Origin of the sequence: Paraburkholderia gardini (assembly GCF_907164545.1) — a bacterium.
Classification (GTDB): Bacteria; Pseudomonadota; Gammaproteobacteria; order Burkholderiales; family Burkholderiaceae; genus Paraburkholderia; species Paraburkholderia gardini.
In genome coordinates this window covers 18,233-37,631 of record NZ_CAJQZB010000031.1, presented here as the reverse complement: position 1 = coordinate 37,631, position 19,399 = coordinate 18,233, and the positions used below count along the sequence as shown (strand labels likewise).

Annotated in this window: 15 protein-coding genes; 7 read left to right on the top strand and 8 right to left on the bottom strand. The window is 63.5% G+C overall.

Annotation, left to right across the window (positions count from 1 at the left end):
- Positions 1-125: 125 nt before the first annotated feature.
- Positions 126-1,724 carry an L-aspartate oxidase gene (gene nadB / locus LPA37_RS20130; RefSeq protein WP_228976973.1) on the top strand — a complete coding sequence of 533 codons (1,599 nt, stop codon included), beginning with the start codon at positions 126-128 and terminating at the stop codon, positions 1,722-1,724.
- Between the two features lie 57 nt (positions 1,725-1,781).
- Here the strand turns inward: nadB and nadC are convergent, their stop codons facing one another.
- The 6 genes from nadC to purN form a co-directional block, all read right to left on the bottom strand.
- The gene (gene nadC, locus LPA37_RS20125) at positions 1,782-2,681 is read right to left on the bottom strand and encodes a carboxylating nicotinate-nucleotide diphosphorylase (protein ID WP_228977165.1); all 900 of its coding nucleotides are present in this window, start codon (positions 2,679-2,681) and stop codon (positions 1,782-1,784) included.
- A complete protein-coding gene (gene nadA, locus LPA37_RS20120) occupies positions 2,681-3,817 on the bottom strand; it encodes a quinolinate synthase NadA (protein ID WP_228976972.1) in 1,137 nt (378 codons plus the stop codon). Before nadA ends, nadC begins: the two co-directional genes overlap by 1 nt.
- A 130-nt stretch (positions 3,818-3,947) precedes the next feature.
- A complete protein-coding gene (locus LPA37_RS20115; RefSeq protein ID WP_228976970.1) occupies positions 3,948-5,144 on the bottom strand; it encodes a DesA family fatty acid desaturase in 1,197 nt (398 codons plus the stop codon).
- Positions 5,145-5,362: 218 nt separating this feature from the next.
- Positions 5,363-6,715, bottom strand: coding sequence for a mechanosensitive ion channel family protein (locus tag LPA37_RS20110; RefSeq protein ID WP_229013478.1), 1,353 nt, complete (start codon positions 6,713-6,715; stop codon positions 5,363-5,365).
- 60 nt (positions 6,716-6,775) lie between these two features.
- Positions 6,776-8,113 (bottom strand): RsmB/NOP family class I SAM-dependent RNA methyltransferase, encoded by a 1,338-nt coding sequence (locus LPA37_RS20105; RefSeq protein ID WP_229013477.1) that lies wholly within the window; start codon positions 8,111-8,113, stop codon positions 6,776-6,778.
- Complete coding sequence (gene purN / locus LPA37_RS20100; protein WP_229013476.1) at positions 8,110-8,766, bottom strand: phosphoribosylglycinamide formyltransferase; 657 nt, start codon at positions 8,764-8,766, stop codon at positions 8,110-8,112. Before purN ends, LPA37_RS20105 begins: the two co-directional genes overlap by 4 nt.
- A gap of 126 nt (positions 8,767-8,892) precedes the next feature.
- On the opposite strand from purN, the gene LPA37_RS20095 reads away from it, so the two are divergent.
- The 6 genes from LPA37_RS20095 (at position 8,893) to dut (ending at position 16,219) form a co-directional block, all read left to right on the top strand.
- Positions 8,893-9,888 (top strand): bifunctional riboflavin kinase/FAD synthetase, encoded by a 996-nt coding sequence (locus LPA37_RS20095; protein ID WP_228976962.1) that lies wholly within the window; start codon positions 8,893-8,895, stop codon positions 9,886-9,888.
- Between the two features lie 144 nt (positions 9,889-10,032).
- Positions 10,033-12,870: an isoleucine--tRNA ligase gene (gene ileS / locus LPA37_RS20090; protein WP_229013475.1), complete on the top strand. Its 2,838-nt coding sequence runs from the start codon at positions 10,033-10,035 to the stop codon at positions 12,868-12,870.
- Complete coding sequence (lspA, locus tag LPA37_RS20085; protein ID WP_228976958.1) at positions 12,870-13,370, top strand: signal peptidase II; 501 nt, start codon at positions 12,870-12,872, stop codon at positions 13,368-13,370. Before ileS ends, lspA begins: the two co-directional genes overlap by 1 nt.
- A gap of 107 nt (positions 13,371-13,477) precedes the next feature.
- Positions 13,478-14,692, top strand: a complete 1,215-nt coding sequence (gene coaBC, locus LPA37_RS20080; protein WP_228976956.1) for a bifunctional phosphopantothenoylcysteine decarboxylase/phosphopantothenate--cysteine ligase CoaBC — start codon at positions 13,478-13,480, stop codon at positions 14,690-14,692.
- A gap of 50 nt (positions 14,693-14,742) precedes the next feature.
- The gene (locus LPA37_RS20075) at positions 14,743-15,744 is read left to right on the top strand and encodes an LLM class flavin-dependent oxidoreductase (RefSeq protein WP_228976953.1); all 1,002 of its coding nucleotides are present in this window, start codon (positions 14,743-14,745) and stop codon (positions 15,742-15,744) included.
- 28 nt (positions 15,745-15,772) lie between these two features.
- A complete protein-coding gene (gene dut, locus LPA37_RS20070; protein WP_229013474.1) occupies positions 15,773-16,219 on the top strand; it encodes a dUTP diphosphatase in 447 nt (148 codons plus the stop codon).
- Positions 16,220-16,307: 88 nt separating this feature from the next.
- Here dut and clpA read toward each other — a convergent pair whose 3' ends face one another.
- Positions 16,308-18,605: an ATP-dependent Clp protease ATP-binding subunit ClpA gene (gene clpA / locus LPA37_RS20065; RefSeq protein ID WP_228976949.1), complete on the bottom strand. Its 2,298-nt coding sequence runs from the start codon at positions 18,603-18,605 to the stop codon at positions 16,308-16,310.
- Complete coding sequence (clpS, locus tag LPA37_RS20060) at positions 18,602-18,916, bottom strand: ATP-dependent Clp protease adapter ClpS (protein WP_228976947.1); 315 nt, start codon at positions 18,914-18,916, stop codon at positions 18,602-18,604. The genes clpA and clpS overlap by 4 nt, the downstream gene beginning before the upstream one ends.
- Between the last annotated feature and the right edge of the window lie 483 nt (positions 18,917-19,399).

Here is a 19,399-nt window from a genome sequence, read left to right as displayed (position 1 = left end):
ACATTAGCCATCCGGCCAGGTTTCCCTCCTGCCATCAGCGCGGTATCCTCTACCGCCTGAACGACGTACACGTAGTGCGTCCAGTTGATAGAAGCCAGAGACAGGAAACACGGAGAAGCAGGAACATGAATTTCGATGTAGCGATTGTCGGCAGCGGGTTGGCCGGTTTGAGCGTCGCGCTGAATCTGGCGCAGACGCGGCGCGTTGCGGTTATCGCCAAACGTTCGATGACCGAGGGCGCCAGCGACTGGGCGCAAGGCGGCATCGCCGCAGTGCTCGATTCCGCGGACAGCATCGAGAATCACGTCCGTGACACCCTGATCGCCGGCGGCGGTCTATGCGACGAAGCGGCCACCCGCCATATCGTTGAACACGGACGGGCTGCCATCGAGTGGCTGATAGCCCAGGGCGTGCCATTCACCCGGGACGATGCAGCAGAACTGGGCTTTCACCTGACACGCGAAGGCGGCCACAGCCATCGCCGCATTATTCACGCTGCCGACGCCACCGGCCACGCGGTGGTCACTACGCTGAGCGAGCGCGTGCGTCACCACCCGAATATCACGCTGCTCGAAGACCACTGCGCGATCGACCTGATCACATCGGACCGGCTCGGCCTGCCCGGGCGGCGCTGCCATGGTCTCTATGCCCTGGATATCACCACCGGCCGCACTGTGACCATCGAGGCGCCCCATACGGTCCTCGCAACGGGCGGCGCAGGCAAGGTCTACCTGTATACGACGAACCCCGACACGGCTACAGGAGACGGCACGGCGATGGCCTGGCGCGCGGGATGTCGCGTGTCGAACATGGAATTCATCCAGTTCCATCCCACGTGTCTGTTCCACCCGTACGCGAAATCGTTTCTGATATCCGAAGCCGTGCGCGGCGAAGGCGGTGTCCTGAGGCTGCCCGATGGCACGCGCTTCATGCCGAATCACGACTCGCGGGCCGAACTCGCGCCACGCGACATCGTCGCACGTGCAATCGACTTCGAAATCAAGAAGCGCGGCATCGATTGCGTCTATCTCGACATCAGCCATCAACCCGCCGCTTTTCTGCACGAACACTTCCCGACCATCCTCGCGCGGTGCCTCGAATTCGGCATCGACATCACGAAAGAGCCCATTCCGGTTGTGCCGGCTGCGCATTACACGTGCGGCGGCGTCGTTACGGACCTGGCGGGGCGCACCGATCTGGCCGGCCTGTACGCGGTCGGCGAGACGTCCTGCACCGGTCTGCACGGCGCGAACCGGCTCGCCAGCAACTCATTGCTGGAATGCCTCGTCGTGGGAAGGTCCACGGCCGCTGCGATCGAAGAGGAAGGATTCGGCGCGGCCGTCCATGCGCCACTGCCTGACTGGGACGAGAGCCGCGTCTCCGATCCGGACGAGGAAGTTGTCGTCGCGCACAACTGGGACGAGTTGCGCCGGCTCATGTGGAACTACGTCGGCATTGTCCGCACCGACAAACGGCTCGCGCGCGCGAAGCATCGGCTCGCCCTCTTGCGTGACGAAATCCACGAGTACTACGCCAACTTCAAGGTCAGTCGCGATCTGCTCGAATTGCGCAATCTGGTCGACGTGGCTTCGCTGATTGTCGAAAGCGCCCGCTCGCGTCGCGAAAGCCGCGGGCTGCATTTCAGCCGCGACTGGCCCGCGGCACTGCCGAAGGCGCTTCCCACCGTGCTCTCATCGGAGCGCGTGTCCAATCGCACGATCTGAGATGCAAAAAAACCCGCGGCGATGCGGGTTTTCTACTACCAGGTGAACCGCGCCCAGTCAGAGCAATCGCATCGAGTAGTCCGTCGCGCGTACGTCCTTTGTAAGCGAGCCGATCGAAATGCGATCGACACCCGTTTCCGCGATCGTCCGTACCGTGTCGAAATTCACGCCGCCCGACACTTCGAGCACCGCTCTTCCCGCAGTGATGCGAACGGCGTCGCGCATTGCGTCGAACGTGAAGTTGTCGAGCAGGATCGACTGCGCGCGATGCGCGAGCGCGGCTTCGAGCTGCGCAAGTGTCTCGACCTCGATCTGGATCGACACGTCCGCATTGAGCGCCAGCGCCGCGTCCATCGCCGCGCCAACGCCGCCAGCGGCTGCAATATGGTTTTCCTTGATGAGAATGCCGTCGTACAACGCGATCCGCTGATTGACGCCGCCGCCAACGCGCACCGCGTATTTCTGCGCAAGCCGCAGACCGGGCAGCGTCTTGCGTGTGTCCAGGATACGCGCCTGCGTATGCGCGATCGCGTCGACGTAACGCCGCGTCACGGTAGCCACGCCCGATAGCAGTTGCAGGAAGTTCATCGCGTTGCGCTCGGCGGTCAGCAGTGCGCGCGCCGGGCCGCGCAGCTCGCACACTGTCGTGTCGGCAGTCATGCGCTCGCCCTCGCGGTAACGCCACTTCACGTCGATACGCGGATCGACGCAACGCATTACCTCGTCGAACCACGACACGCCGCACAACACGGCATCTTCCCGCACGATGATGCGCGCATCGCGCAGATCGTCCGCCGGCACGAGTCGGCCGGTGAGGTCGCCGCTGCCGATATCTTCAGCAAGCGCGTCCGCTACGTTGCGCGCGATCGCGGCGTCGAAAGCGCCGCCGTATTGCGCGCGGATTTCCGCGTAGAGCGGCGAAACTGCTTCCGCGCGGACAAATTCAGACGCTCCCATCATGCTGCCCCCACGTTCTGGAACAACGTCGTATCCCGTGCGAGATCGCCGCTCGCCTGCACGCGTTTCCTGTGTTGCGCGGCAAACGCCAGCATCCGGTCGATCGGCAGACGCGCGCGCTCGCCAATCGCGCGATCGACGGTAATTTCATTGTGCCCGCGTTCCAGCACGTCGGCGAGATTGGCGAGACCGTTCATCGCCATCCATGGGCAGTGCGCGCAACTCTTGCACGTGGCACTGTTGCCGGCCGTCGGTGCTTCGATGAACGTCTTGCCCGGCGCGGCCAGACGCATCTTGTGCAGAATCCCGAGATCGGTTGCCACGATGAAGTGCGTTGCGTCGAGACGCTGGGCGGCGTCGATCAACTGCGTCGTCGAGCCGACGACATCGGCCTGCGCGACCACGCCTTCCGGCGATTCCGGATGTACCAGCACCCTGGCGCCGGGATATTCCGCGCGCAGCAGATCGAGTTCGATGCCTTTGAATTCGTCGTGAACGAGACAGGAGCCCTGCCACAGCAGCATGTCCGCGCCGGTCTTCTTCTGAATGTAGCCGCCGAGGTGACGGTCCGGCGCCCAGATGATCTTTTCGCCGCGCGCATGAAGATCGGCGACGATCTCGAGCCCGATCGACGATGTCACCATCCAGTCCGCACGCGCCTTCACGGCCGCGCTGGTGTTGGCGTAGACGACCACGGTGCGATCCGGATGCGCATCGCAGAACGCGGAAAACTCATCGACTGGGCAGCCAAGGTCCAGCGAACAGGTCGCGTCGAGATCCGGCATCAGAATGCGCTTGTCCGGACTCAGAATTTTTGCCGTCTCGCCCATGAAACGCACACCGGCAACGACAAGCGTCCGGGCGTCATGATCGCGGCCGAAACGCGCCATCTCCAGCGAATCGGCAACACAGCCGCCGGTCTCGTCGGCCAGTTCCTGCAACTCGGCGTCGACATAATAATGCGCGACGAGCACCGCCTTTTCGCGCGCAAGCAGCGCACGTATACGCGTTTTCAACGCCACCTTCTCCTGCGCCGACGGCACGTCGGGCACCTTCGCCCACGCCTGACCCACGCCGCACGTCAAACCCTGTGTCTGCGGCCGGTCGTATTCGACGCTCCTGATCGCCTGATTCATGATCTCCTCTGCCCTGCTGATCTGCCATCGCGCACTTCGCGCACGTTTCGCCAGCCCAAAAAGCAAAACCCCGCCAACGCGGGGTTTTGTGACGTTCCGAAATTTTAAAGTATTTCGGGATCAGCCGGGATCAGGCATAACGACGAAGTCGCAGCGCAAATTCCTGCAGCGCCTTGATACCGCTTTGTTCGGCACGATGGCACCAGTCCTGCAATTGCACCAGAAGCTGTTCGCGCGATGCGTTGGAGCGCTCCCACATCGCTGCCAGCTCGCTACGCAGTTCGATGTACGTGCGCAACTTCTGGCTGTTAGCGAAAAGCTGCGGAAGTTGACGCTTCTGCGGTTCGTCGAGACCGTCTTCTTCCTTGTGAACCCACTTGCGTGCGCCACGCATCAGTTGATACTTCTCACGCGCGCCACCTTCTTTCAGGTGGGCCAGTTCCTGGCGATACGCGCGCTTGAGCGCCTTGCCGTAACGCGCCATCACTTCGTAGCGGTTCGCGAGCACGGCTTGCAGCGTGTCCTGATCGAGCACCAGCTTGCCCGACGTGAGGCGCGGCGTCGGCGCGATCTTCTTCACCTTGGCCAGCCTGAACGCGGACATGATGCGGATGTACATCCAGCCGATGTCGAACTCATACCACTTGTTCGACAGCTTTGCCGACGTGGCATACGTGTGATGATTGTTGTGCAGTTCCTCGCCGCCGATCAGGATGCCCCACGGGAAGATGTTCGTGCTCGCATCCGCCGAGTTGAAGTTGCGGTAACCCCACCAGTGTGCGAGGCCGTTCACGACGCCGGCCGCCCAGAACGGAATCCAGATCATCTGCACGGCCCACACGCTCAGGCCGACGATGCCGAACAGCGCGACGTTAATGACCATCATCACGCTGATGCCGAGAATCGGATACTTCGTGTAGACGTTGCGTTCGAGCCAGTCGTTCGGCGTGCCGTGGCTGAACTTGCGCAGCGTTTCCTCGTTTTTCGCTTCAGTGCGATACAGTTCCGCGCCTTCGAGCAGCACCTTCCAGATGCCCCGTGTTTGCGGGCTGTGCGGATCTTCTTCGGTCTCGCACTTCGCGTGGTGCTTGCGGTGAATCGCAGCCCACTGCGCCGTCAGCATGCCCGTGGTCATCCACAGCCAGAAACGGAAAAAGTGGCTGGCGACAGGGTGCAAATCAAGCGCGCGGTGCGCCTGGCAGCGATGGAGATAGACCGTCACGCCGATGATGGTGACGTGCGTCACCGCGAGCGTATAAAGCACGAGTTGCCACCACGAGAGACGAAGCAGGCCGTGGGCAAGAAAGTCGAGCAGGGAGTTCAGCAAGTCAGTTTACCTGTGTGACGTGCGACATCTGCCGAGAAGACGGATGTCAAGAAAGTGAAAGCATGCATCAAGATTCGACGGCATTTTACTAGAACCGTTCCAAGTGTATGTAACAAATGAGGATTTTTTTGTAGCATCGCAAAAAATATGCGATCTGGAAGCCCTAAATCCGGGCAAATCGTGCTGCGAATTGGGGGTGGCAACACCGTCCCGCCAAGTCAGGCGCCGTTGTCGGCTTTGCCGGTGGTTTGACCGGTCAGAGTTACTGCCTGCGACAGAATGTCGCCGCCACCGACGATCCGCACTTCGCGTTGCGCGAACGGAATGGAAATACCGTTGGCCGCGAACAGCCGCCAGATATTCAGGTTGATCGCCGAGCGCACGCCTGAAGTGCCCTGTGCGGCGTTCTCGATCCAGAAACCGAGCTCAAGGTTGACGCCATCGGTGCCGAAGCTGACGAGATACGGCGTCGGCGCTGGCTCCTGCAGCACACGGGGCACATCTTTCGCGGCTTCGACGAGCAACGTCATCGCCTGATCGAGATCGGAGGTGTAGGCGATCTGCACCGCCGCCTTCGCGTAACCGCGCGTCAGATACGACGACTGGTTCTGCACGACGTCGGTGATGAGCTTCTCGTTCGGGATCAGCGTTTCGATGCCGTCGAGTCCGCGCACAACCGTATAGCGCGTGCGGATCTGCGTCACCATGCCCTGCAGGCCGGTCACGTTGATCGTGTCGCCGATGCGCAGCGACCGGTCGATCAGGATGATGAAGCCCGACACGTAGTTGCTCGCGATCTTCTGCAGGCCAAACCCCAGCCCGACACCAAGCGCGCCGCCAAACACGCCGAGCACGGTCACATCGATGCCCACCAGCGACAGGCTGATCAGGATCGCGGCCAGCATCAGCAGCGCACGTCCGACGCGTGCGAGCACGACCTTCAGGTTCGCATCGAGCGTGGTCGAGCGCGTCAGGCGGTCTTCGAACGCTGAGCCAAGCCACATCGCGACGATCATCGTGACGCAGACCCACAGGAGGCCCGTCGACAGCGACAGCAGCGTCATATGCGCGCTCGCGACCCGGAATCTGACGCTTCCCATCCACGCGAGCACGGCGTCCTGGATGCCCATCACCGTCAGCACCATGCCGATCCAGACGACCACCGAGATAACCTTCTCGAAGAGGAACAGCAGGCCGTGCGCCTCGCCATCGGTGCTGAAGACGCGGCGCGCGAAATAGAACGCGATGTAGATCAGGCCGATACCGAAGAGCGGCACGAGCGCGAGATCGAGCAGCGCCGTATGCATGAAATGCGCGGTGATCGTGCTCGCGAGCCACACGAACACGCCGCCGACGAGCGGAAAGAACGCCTTGTTGAGGCTTTCCGCGCCGAAGCGCAGCTTCTCGTAGCGCGTCTGGCGCCGCAGGTCGAGCGTGCGGCGCAACAGGCGCGCGACGATCCATGCGACAGCCAGCGTGGCAACCAGGATCGCCGCCTGCCACAGGATCACCGGCTGACCGAAGTCGCGCGCGATGTCGCCCAGCATGTGAGAAAAAAGACGTTCTTCCATGATTGTCCATGCCCTTCCAGCGCCCGGCCGCGCGTACCGCGGCGGCGGGCGCTTTTGGGGTTACCCGGCGGCGTCTGCCGTACCGGTCGCTTCGGTCGCTTCGGTCGCTTCGGTCCCGGCAGGTGCAGCAGCCGCCACGGGCGTCCTGCGCTCCATCACGGCCGCAAAGAAACCGTCTGTCGCGTGAAGATGCGGCCACAGCGACAGGTAGTCGCCCATCGCCAGGTCGATGCGCTGCTCGGCGAGCACCTCGCCGGCCGGAATCAGCACGAAATCCGGATGAGCGGCGAGGAACTGCTTCACGACCGCTTCATTCTCGGCGTCGAGAATGCTGCAGGTCGCATACACCAGCCGGCCGCCCTTCTTCACGAGACGCGCCGCGCTCGCCAGGATCGACAGCTGTTTCGGCGCCAGTTCGGCGACCGATTCCGGCGACTGGCGCCACTTCAGATCCGGATTGCGACGCAGCGTGCCGAGGCCGCTGCACGGCGCATCCACCAGCACACGGTCGATCTTGCCCGCGAGGCGCTTGATCTTCGCGTCGTGTTCGCTGTCGATCAGCACCGGGTTCACGTTCGACAGACCGCTGCGCGCAAGGCGCGGCTTCAGCTTCGCGAGACGCCGCTCGGAAATATCGAATGCATAGAGACGGCCCGTCGAGCGCATCGCGGCGCCGAGTGCGAGCGTCTTGCCGCCCGCGCCCGCGCAGAAATCGACGATCATCTCGCCGCGTTTCGGCGCGACCAGCGAGCACAGCAGCTGGCTGCCTTCGTCCTGCACTTCGACCCAGCCGTTCTGGAACGCGTCGAGTTTCGTGAGCGGCGGCTTGCCGACCACGCGTACGCCGAACGGCGCGAACGGCGTCCCACCGGCTTCGATGCCGGCCGTGCCGAGCGCTTCGAGCAGGTCGTCGCGGCTCGCCTTGATCGGGTTGGCGCGCAGGTCGAGCGGCGCCGGGTAATTCAGCGCCGCGGCGAGTTGCGCCAGCTCCGCCGGCTCGAACCGGCTCGACAGCGCCTGGTAGAGCCAGTCGGGGAGATTCAGCCGGATGCGCAGCGGCAGGCTTTCCGGATCGATCTTCGAGACGTGTTCGAGCCAGGTCGATTCGGCTTCCGAGACAAACGGCCTGATCGCCGAGCGCCCCGCCGTCTGCATCAGCCCGAGCAGCGCGAGACGCCGCGCCGGGCTGCCGGTGCCGCTTTCCGCCAGATGCGCGAACTCCATCCGGCGACGCAGCACCGCGAACACCGCTTCGGCGATCACACCGCGCTCGCTGTGGCCGAGCTTCGGATGCGCGCGGAAAAAGCGGCTCGTGGCTGCGTCCGCGGGACCCGCGAACTTCAGAACGTCCGCAAGCAGTGTCTCAGTTTGTCCAATCAGAAAACCATGCAGCCTCATACGCCCTCCCCGGCGGTTTGACCGGCGAAGAGCCATTGGGGCTCTTCCGGCGGCGTAAGCGTGACGCGCAGGCCGTCGAGCGCAAGACGCCCTTCGACGAACCAGCGCACGGCACGCGGATAAATGACATGTTCGGTGACAAGCACGCGCGCGGCCAGCGCCGCGGCGTTGTCGCCGGCCAGCACGGGCACCGCCGACTGGATGACGATCGGCCCATGATCCAGTTGCGACGTGACAAAATGCACGGACGCGCCGTGCAGCCGGACGCCCGCGTCGAGCGCCTGCTGATGCGTTTTCAGGCCGGCGAAGCTCGGCAGCAGCGACGGATGCACGTTGAGCATCCGGCCGGCGTAACGGTCGACGAAACCCGGCGTGAGCACGCGCATGAAGCCGGCAAGCGCCAGCAGATCGGGCGAGAAGCGGTCGATTTCAGCGGCGAGCGCGGCGTCGAACGCCTCGCGGTCTGGAAACTGGCGGTAGTCGACGACCACCGTGGCAATGCCTTGCGACGCCGCGAAAGCAAGACCCGCGGCGCCTGGACGGCTGGCAATCACGGCGGCGACCTCGGCCGGCCATTGTTCGCGCGAACACGCGCGAACAATGGCTTCCATGTTGCTTCCCCGTCCGGAAATCAGGATGACGAGTTTTTTCATCCGCGGATTTTAACATTCAGGGGCCCCGCAAACCGGGCCGCGCCGCCGTGCTGACGCCTGAGCGTTTATAATCGTTTGTTTTGCGGCATCTGGCCCACTCTACTCAAACTCGCCACACCCGCTATCGTGAGAGTCTTCCGCGGTCTTCCCAATGCTGAAAGCCGTGCGCCGTGCGCACTGACCATCGGCAACTTCGACGGTGTCCACCGCGGCCATCAGGCTTTGCTCGCGCACGTCCGCGCGGCCGCCGATGCACGCGGCCTGCCCGTCTGCGTGATGACCTTCGAGCCCCACCCGCGCGAATTCTTCAACCCGGCCGCAGCCCCTCCGCGCATCGCGATGCTGCGTGACAAGCTCGAGGCGCTTCGCATGAACGGCGTCGATCGCGTCGTCGTCGAGCATTTCAACCAGACGTTTGCCAGCCAGTCGCCGGATGCGTTCGTCGAGCGGATCATCGTGAACGGCCTGCACGCGCGCTGGGTCATGATCGGCGACGACTTCCGCTACGGCGCGAAGCGCGCGGGCGACTTCAATTCGCTGAAGGCGGCGGGCGGGCAGCACGGCTTCGAAGTCGAGCAGATGGCGACTGTCGCCGATCCCTCCGGCGCGCGGATTTCCAGCTCCGGCGTGCGCGCGGCGCTGGTCGCGGGCGACCTCGATTCGGCGCGTGCCGCGCTCGGCCGCGATTACCTGATCAGCGGGCACGTCGTGCACGGCATGAAGCTCGGCCGCGACCTCGGCTTTCCCACCCTGAATCTGCCGATCGCGCACAGGCGGCCGGCACTCGCGGGCATCTTCGTCGTGCGCGTGCATGGCGTCGAGGCGGAACCGCTGCCGGGCGTCGCGAGCCTCGGCCTGCGTCCGACCGTCGACGATTCCGGGCGCGTGCTGCTCGAAGTGCACCTGCTCGACTGGCATGGCGACGCGTATGGCAAACTCGTGCGCGTCGAATTCCTGAAGAAACTGCGCGACGAGGAGAAATACGTCGACCTCGAAACGCTGACCGCTGCGATCTCGCGCGACGTCGCCAATGCGCGCGCGTGGTTTGCGGCCGTCGGCGCGCGTGTGCCGGGCAGCCGCTCGACCGGCTTCGCCACCTCGGCCACCGACCGAATTAGATAACCGCCGCGGTACGTGTCTGGCCGCAAGCCGCACGTGCCCTCGCCGCGCGCACCGGACAGCGCCAGTCGCCCACGCGACCAGCCTGCCTGACGCGCACCATGCCCCGCGTACTCCGCGACACACAGCATTCACCGCGACCTGATCATGAGCAACAAGAAAGCCGATTCGAAACCGCAGTCCCGCTACCCGGTCAACCTGCTCGACACGCCGTTCCCGATGCGCGGCGACCTGCCCAAACGCGAACCGCAATGGGTGAAGGAATGGCAGGAGCGCAAGATCTACGAAAAGATCCGCGCCGCCAGCCGTGGCCGCAAGAAGTTCATCCTGCACGACGGCCCGCCGTATGCGAACGGCGACATCCACCTCGGCCACGCGGTGAACAAGATCCTGAAGGACATGATCGTCAAGGCGCGCAATCTCGCGGGCTTCGACGCGGTCTACGTGCCGGGCTGGGACTGCCACGGCATGCCGATCGAAATCCAGATCGAAAAGCAGTTCGGCAAGTCGCTTCCCGCCATCGAAGTGATGCAGAAGGCGCGCGCCTACGCGAGCGAGCAGATCGAAAAGCAGAAGGTCGGGTTCCGCCGTCTCGGTGTGCTGGGCGACTGGGACAACCCGTACAAAACCATGAACTTCGCGAATGAAGCCGGCGAAATCCGCGCTCTCGCGAAGATCATCGAAAAAGGCTACGTGTTCCGCGGCCTGAAGCCGGTGAACTGGTGCTTCGACTGCGGTTCGGCGCTCGCCGAGGCGGAAGTCGAATACAAGGACAAGACCGATCCGACGATCGACGTGCTGTTCAGCTTCGCCGAGCCGGAAAAGACCGCGCAGGCGTTCGGCCTCGCGGCGCTGCCGCGCAGCGAGGGCGGCATCGTCATCTGGACGACGACGCCGTGGACGATCCCCGCCAACCAGGCGCTGAACGTCCATCCAGAGATCACGTACGCGCTCGTCGATACGCCGCGCGGCTTGCTGATTCTGGCTGAGGAGCGCGTCGAGGCGTGCCTGAAGCAGTACGGTCTGGAAGGTCACGTGATCGCGACGGCACCTGGCGCGAACCTCGCGAACGTGCGCTTTCATCATCCGCTGGCGTCCGCGCATCCGGACTATCGCCGCACATCGCCGGTCTATCCCGGCGACTACGTGACGACCGAAACGGGTACGGGCATCGTGCACTCGTCGCCGGCGTACGGCGTGGAAGACTTCGTGTCGTGCAAGGCGCATGGCATGGCGGACTCCGACATCATCGGCCCGGTCATGGGCGATGGCCGCTATATCGAATCGCTTGCGCTCTTCGGCGGGCTGTCGATCTGGGCGGCGAATCCGAAAATCGTCGAGGCGCTCGAAGCCGCCGGCTCACTCCTGCGCACCGAAAAATACACGCACAGCTACATGCATTGCTGGCGCCACAAGACGCCCATCATCTACCGCGCGACTTCGCAGTGGTTCGCCGGCATGGACGTCAAACCGAACGACACGAACAGGACGCTGCGCGAAACCGCGCTCGAAGGCATCGAAAACACGGCGTTCTATCCGTCGTGGGGCAAGCAGCGCCTCTTCAGCATGATCGCGAACCGCCCTGACTGGACGCTGTCGCGTCAACGTCAGTGGGGCGTGCCGATGGCGTTCTTCGTGCACAAGGAAACGGGCGAACTGCATCCGCGCACGCTGGAACTGCTCGAAGAAGTCGCGAAGCGCGTCGAGCAGGGCGGCATCGAAACGTGGCAGTCGCTCGATCCGCGCGAACTGCTCGGCGACGACGCCAACATGTACGAAAAGAACCGCGACACGCTCGACGTCTGGTTCGATTCCGGCACGACGCACTGGCACGTGCTGCGCGGCTCGCACAAGGATGAACTGCAGTTCCCGGCGGACCTGTACCTCGAAGGGTCGGACCAGCATCGCGGCTGGTTCCACTCGTCGCTGCTCACCGCTTCGATGCTCGATGGCCGCCCGCCGTACAACGCGCTGCTGACACACGGCTTCACCGTCGACGGCGAAGGCCGCAAGATGAGCAAGTCGCTCGGCAACGGTATCGACCCGCATGAAGTGGCGAACCGCCTCGGCGCGGAAATCATCCGCCTGTGGATCGCCTCGACCGACTATTCGGGCGAACTCGCTATCTCCGAGGAAATCCTGAAGCGCGTGACGGAAGGCTACCGGCGCATCCGCAACACGCTGCGCTTCCTGCTCGCGAACCTGTCGGACTTCGACTTCGCGAAGGACGCGCGTCCGGTCGGCGACTGGCTCGAAATCGACCGCTATGCGGTCGCGCTGTCGGCCGGTCTGCAGGCGGACATCCTCGCGCACTATGAGAAGTACGAGTTCCATCCGGTCGTCGCAAAGCTGCAGACGTTCTGCTCGGAAGACCTCGGCGGTTTCTATCTCGACGTGCTGAAGGATCGCCTGTACACCACGGCGGCCGGTTCGGTCGCGCGCCGCTCCGCCCAGACCGCGCTGTATCACATCGCACACGGCCTGCTGCGTCTGATGGCGCCGTTCCTGTCGTTCACCGCCGAAGAAGCATGGAAAATCTTCCAGCCGTCGGGCGAAACGATTTTCACGGAAACGTATCACGCGTGGCCGGACGTGCCGCAATCCGCCGCGCTCGTCGACAAGTGGACGCTGCTGCGCGAGGTGCGCGGCAACGTGACGAAGGCGCTGGAAGAAGCGCGCGTCGCGAATATGATCGGTTCGTCGTTGCAGGCGGAAGTCGAAATCCGCGCGAGCGGCGCGCGTTACGACGCGCTGACGAGTCTCGGCGACGACCTCAAGTTCGTGCTGATCACCTCGGCGGCCACGGTCGTGAAGGTCGAAACCGCCGAAGAAGAAGGCGTCGAAGTCATCGCCTCGAAATATCTGAAGTGCGAACGCTGCTGGCACTATCGCGCGGACGTCGGCACGCACGCCGACCACCCGTCGCTGTGCGGCCGCTGCTTCAGCAACCTCTTCGGCAGCGGTGAAGCAAGGAGCGCGGCATAATGGCCAGAACGGTGTCGAAACCTGCCGGCGGATCGCTGGCGCCGTGGCTGGGCGTCGCGCTGATCGTCATCCTGTTCGACCAGTTGTCGAAGATCGCGATTGCGAAGGTGTTCGCGTACGGCCAGTCGGTCGCGCTGACACCGTTCTTCAACCTCGTGCTCGTCTATAACCGCGGCGCGGCGTTCAGCTTTCTCGCAGCGGCGGGCGGCTGGCAGCGCTGGGCGTTCACGGCGCTCGGCGTCATCGCGGCGCTGGTGATCTGCTATCTGCTCAAGCGCCACGGCAGCCAGCGGATGTTCTGCACGGCGCTGTCGCTGATTCTGGGTGGCGCGCTCGGTAACGTGATCGACCGGCTGGCCTACGGCCACGTGATCGACTTCCTCGATTTTCACGTGCGCACGTGGCACTGGCCGGCGTTCAACATCGCCGACAGCGCGATCACGATCGGTGCCGTGCTGCTCGTGTTCGACGAACTGCGGCGCGTGCGCGGCGCGCGCTGATCCGGCGCGCTTTTTACGCCTGATTTTGCGGGCTTGATCGTCAGTACCCAGGCCGGCGGCCGGCACCCGAGAGCGCGCCGGCCGTCATGCTTTGTCGGAGGCTCGCGTTGGCAACCGCTGAACTCGCTGGAAAACATCTCGTCCTCGGCATGTCGGGCGGCATCGCCTGTTACAAGATCGCTGAACTCACGCGCCTGCTGACCAGGGCGGGCGCGACCGTACAGGTCGCGATGACCGAAGCGGCGACGCAGTTCATCACGCCTGTCACGATGCAGGCGCTGTCGGGCCGGCCCGTCTATACGAGCCAGTGGGACGCGCGCATCGACAACAACATGCCGCACATCGATCTGTCGCGCGAAGCGGACGCGATCGTGATCGCGCCGGCATCGACGGATTTCCTCGCGAAGCTCGCCCACGGCATGGCCGACGACCTGCTGTCCACGCTATGCGTGGCGCGCGACTGTCCGCTTCTCGTCGTACCGGCAATGAACCGCCAGATGTGGCTGAATCCGGCGACGCAACGCAACGTCGCGCAACTGCGCGCCGACGGCGTCGAAGTGCTCGGGCCGGACTCGGGCGCGCAGGCATGTGGCGAAACGGGCGATGGACGCATGCTCGAACCCGAAGCCACGTACGAAGCCATCGCATCGTTTTTCACGCCGAAAATTCTCGCGGGTCGCCGCGTGCTGCTGACGGCCGGCCCGACGTTCGAACCGCTCGACCCGGTGCGCGGCATCACGAACCGTTCGAGCGGCAAGATGGCCTTCGCGCTCGCACGCGCCGCGCAGCAGGCGGGCGCGGACGTCCATCTCGTCGCCGGTCCGGTTTCGCTGGAAACGCCGTGGGGCGTGTACCGCGAAGATGTGCAGACCGCGCAGCAGATGCACGACGCCGTGATGCGCGCCGTGGTCAATTACGACATCTTCATCGGCGTCGCGGCCGTGGCCGACTGGCGCATCGATCACGTCGCGGAACACAAGATCAAGAAGAACGCGGACAGGTCTTTGCCGACGTTCACGTTCGTCGAAAATCCGGACATTCTGGCATCGGTGGCGAAGCTGCCGCATCCGCCCTTTTGCGTCGGCTTCGCGGCGGAGAGCGACAATCTCGACGTACACGGCGAAGAAAAGCGCGTGCGCAAGAACGTGCCGTTGCTGATCGGCAATCTCGGCCCGCAGACCTTCGGCCTCGACGACAACGAAGTCGTGCTCTTCGAAGCCAAAGGCGCGACGAAGCTGCCGCGCGCCGACAAAAAGACGCTCGCGCGCGCACTGGTCGCCGAAATCGCGAAGCGTCTGCCGGACACGCGCCCCATCTCCTGACTTGACGTGACGCGGCGCGCGCTACATTCATCCTGACCCGGAGCGGAACCATGACACTACTTTCCGTGCTCGATCAAACCCCGGTCATCGACGGGCATTCGGTCGCGGACGCCGTGGCCGCCACCGTCGAACTCGCGCAACTCGCCGACGATCTCGGCTACACGCGCTACTGGTGCGCGGAGCATCACGGTCTGCGCGGCGTGTCGAACCCGTGCCCGGAAGTCATGCTCGCGCGACTCGGCAGCGTGACGAAGCGCATCCGGCTCGGTTCCGGCGGCGTCATGCTGCCGTACTACAGCCCGTTCAAGCTCGCCGAGCAGTTCATGATGCTCGAGGCGCTCTTTCCGGACCGGATCGATCTGGGCGTCGGACGCGCGCCGGGCGGCGACATGCGCACCGCGCAGGCCGTCGCCGCGGGCACGTACAACCGCGGCGACATTTTTCCGCAGCAGGTCGCCGATCTCGTCGGGCTGATGAACGGCACGCTGCCGCCCGAACACGTCGCGCACGGCGTGCTGCTGCAACCGGCCGTCGAAACCCGTCCGCAGCTCTGGGTGCTCGGCTCGAGCGACTTCGGCGGCATGCTTGCCGCGCAGCTTGGCCTGCGTTTCTCGTTCGCGCATTTCATCAACGCGCACTTCGGCCATCAGGTCGCGCAGACGTATCGCGAGCGTTTCACGGCGGGCAACGAAGCAGAGCCGTATCTTGCGGCCGCCGTCTTCGTGATCTGTGCGGATACGGAACAGGAAGCCGCCGACCTCGAAAAAGCCGTCGACCTGCGGCGCGTGCAGATGGCGTACGGTCTGAACGCACCGATTCCGTCGACCGAACAGGGCGTCGCGCAGGAATACGGCGAGCGCGAACAACTGGTGATCGACCGTGAGAAGCCGCGCAGCATCGTCGGCACACCCGAAAGCGTCACGGCAAGAATGCTCGCCATTCAGGAGCAGTTCCAGGCCGACGAACTGATCGTCCTGACGGTGGCCGGCAGTTACCGTGCGCGGCTTCGCTCTTACGAACTTCTCGCCGAAGCGTTCCAGCTGGCACGCTGAGGTTTTTCTCAATTCACAACGAACCTGCATGAAACTCGACCTGAAGATTCTCGACGCGCGCATGCGCGACCAGTTGCCCGCCTACGCGACAACCGGCAGCGCGGGCCTCGACCTGCGCGCCTGCCTCGATGAACCGTTGACGCTGAAACCCGGCGAAACCGCGCTGGTGCCGACAGGTCTCGCGATTCACGTCGGCGATCCAGGTTACGCGGCGCTGATCCTGCCGCGCTCGGGCCTCGGTCACAAGCATGGCATCGTGCTCGGCAACCTGGTCGGCCTGATCGATTCGGATTACCAGGGGCAACTGATGATTTCGACGTGGAATCGCGGCCAGACAGCGTTCATGCTGAATCCAATGGAGCGCCTCGCGCAGCTCGTGATCGTGCCGGTCGTGCAGGCCGAATTCAACATCGTCGACGACTTCGAGGAAAGCACGCGCGGCGCCGGCGGTTTTGGCAGCACGGGCAAGCATTAAACGCTTTCGTTTTTCAAAAGCAAAAAGCAGAACGGCGCGGGGTTTAACCCGCGCCGTTCTGCCTTGACGTACAGCTTAAGCGAAAGCTTTACTCGACTTCGATCGCTTCCGGATTCGGATTGCGCGGCGCCGGCTGCTCGTCGAAGGTCAACTGCACCTTGTCTTCAGCATCGACGTCGACCGTCACGCGGCCGCCGCTCATCAGCTTGCCGAACAGCAACTCGTCTGCCAGCGCACGACGGATCGTGTCCTGGATCAGACGCTGCATCGGACGCGCGCCCATCAGCGGATCGAAACCGTGCTTCGCAAGGTGCGCGCGCAGCGCGTCGGTGAAGAGCGCGTCGACCTTCTTCTCGTGCAACTGGTCTTCGAGCTGCATCAGGAACTTGTCGACCACGCGCATGATGATTTCCTCATCGAGCGAGCGGAAGCTGATCGTCGCGTCCAGACGGTTACGGAACTCCGGCGTGAACATGCGCTTGATGTCGACCATTTCGTCGCCGGTTTCGCGGCGCGTCGTGAAGCCGATCGTCGACTTGTTCATCGACTCAGCGCCCGCATTCGTCGTCATGATGATGATGACGTTACGGAAATCCGCCTTGCGGCCGTTGTTGTCCGTCAGCGTGCCGTGGTCCATCACCTGCAGCAGCACGTTGTAGATGTCCGGATGCGCCTTCTCGATTTCGTCGAGCAGCAGCACGCAATGCGGCTTCTTCGTGACAGCTTCGGTCAGCAGACCGCCCTGGTCGAACCCGACGTATCCCGGCGGCGCGCCGATCAGACGGCTCACCGCGTGACGCTCCATATACTCCGACATGTCGAAGCGGATCAGCTCGATGCCGAGCGTGAACGCGAGCTGCCGCGCCACTTCGGTCTTGCCGACGCCCGTCGGGCCGGAGAACAGGAACGCGCCGATCGGCTTGTCGAGTTTGCCAAGGCCAGCCCGCGCCATCTTGATCGCGGCCGACAGCGCATCGATCGCCGGGTCTTGCCCGAACACGACGCTCTTCAGATCGCGGTCCAGCGTTTGCAGCTTGCTGCGATCGTCCTGCGACACACTTTGCGGCGGCACGCGCGCGATCTTCGAGATGATTTCCTCGATCTCGCCCTTGCCGATCGTCTTCTTCTGCTTCGACTTCGGCAGGATGCGTTGCGCTGCGCCCGCTTCGTCGATCACGTCGATCGCCTTGTCCGGCAGATGACGATCCGTGATGAAGCGTGCCGACAGTTCAGCGGCCGCGTTCAGTGCGCCCGACGAATACTTCACGCCGTGGTGCTCCTCGAAACGCGACTTGAGGCCACGCAGGATCGCCACCGTCTGCTCGACGGTCGGCTCGGTCACGTCGATCTTCTGGAAACGACGCGACAGCGCCGCGTCTTTTTCGAAGATGCCGCGATATTCGGTGAACGTCGTCGCGCCGATGCACTTGAGCGTGCCCGACGAGAGCGCCGGCTTCAGCAGGTTCGACGCGTCCAGCGTGCCGCCCGATGCAGCGCCTGCGCCGATCAGCGTATGGATTTCGTCGATGAAGAGAATCGCGTGCGGACGTTCCTTCAATTCCTTCAGGACCGTCTTCAGACGCTGCTCGAAATCGCCGCGATACTTGGTGCCCGCGAGCAACGCGCCCATGTCGAGCGAATACACCTGCGCATCCGCAAGAATATCGGGCACTTCGCCGCGCGTGATGCGCCAGGCGAGACCTTCGGCGATCGCCGTCTTGCCGACGCCGGCCTCGCCGACCAGCAGCGGATTGTTCTTGCGACGACGGCATAGCACCTGCACCACACGCTCGACTTCCAGCTCGCGCCCGATCAGCGGATCGATGCGGCCGTCTTTCGCCATCTGGTTCAGGTTCTGCGTGAACTGGGCAAGCGGGGTTTCCTTCTGCGCGGCGGCTTCGTCGGACTCGGCGCTGGCGTCGCTCGCTTTCGCGGCGTCGGTGCTGCTCGTCTTCGCGATGCCGTGCGAGATGAAGTTCACCACGTCCAGACGCGTCACGCCCTGCTGCTGCAGGTAGTAGACCGCGTGCGAATCCTTCTCGCCGAAAATCGCGACGAGAACGTTCGCGCCGGTGACTTCCTTCTTGCCGTTCGATGTCGACTGAACATGCATGATCGCGCGCTGGATGACGCGCTGGAAGCCGAGTGTCGGCTGCGTATCGACGTCGTCCGTGCCTGGCACGGTCGGCGTGTTGTCATGAATGAAGTTGCGCAGGTTCTGGCGCAGATCTTCGATGTTGGCTGCACACGCGCGCAACACTTCTGCTGCCGTCGGATTGTCCAACAGGGCCAGTAAAAGATGTTCGACCGTTATGAACTCGTGCCGCGCCTGGCGTGCTTCCATGAACGCCATGTGCAGGCTGACTTCCAGTTCCTGGGCAATCATGCTTCCTCCATCACACACTGCAGCGGATGCCCGGCCTGCCGTGCGTGGGTAACGACTTGCTCGACTTTGGTCGACGCGATGTCCCGCGTGTAGACCCCACAAACCCCCCGACCTTCGCGATGCACCTTCAACATCACCTGTGTTGCGGTCTCACGATCTTTACTGAAATACTCCTGCACGATCATCACGACGAATTCCATCGGCGTGAAGTCGTCATTCAACAGCACCACCTTGTACATGGCCGGCGGTTTCAGCTTCTGTTCCTGCCGCTCCAGTACGGTGCCATCCTGCTTGTCCGGGATAATCGCCATACATCCAATTCTAAACAACCCGGGCAGGCCCGCAATCCTGCCAAAACCCGACCGGCTGGTCGGCGATCGGTTCGCCACCGCCTGACCGTACAGCCTTGTCACGCGTGAGTTCTGCACCGAGCCGATTGCGGATCCGGCTCACGGGATTGACGTAAAACTCATCCCGAAAAACTGCAGTCGAAACGAGTATCGCACAACCCGTCTGATCAGGCTGGAGACGACAGCGATGCCCGTCTGGTCTGAACCTCATGTGAGTCGATTATGCGTCTTTTCAAGATGCGCCGCTTGTGCCACCGCACATAAGAGAAGAAGGAAAAACCCTGGAAATTGGGTCTTTACAACGCGCCCACGGCTGTCTCAAAATTTTCTTGACAGTCGGATTAAGAGCCTCAACAATCAAGCTGGCACTTTTTTCCACCCAGCCGGAATAACGGAAAAATGCCGTGGTGAGCTTGTAACGAGGAGCGGCAGCAACTGCGGTCG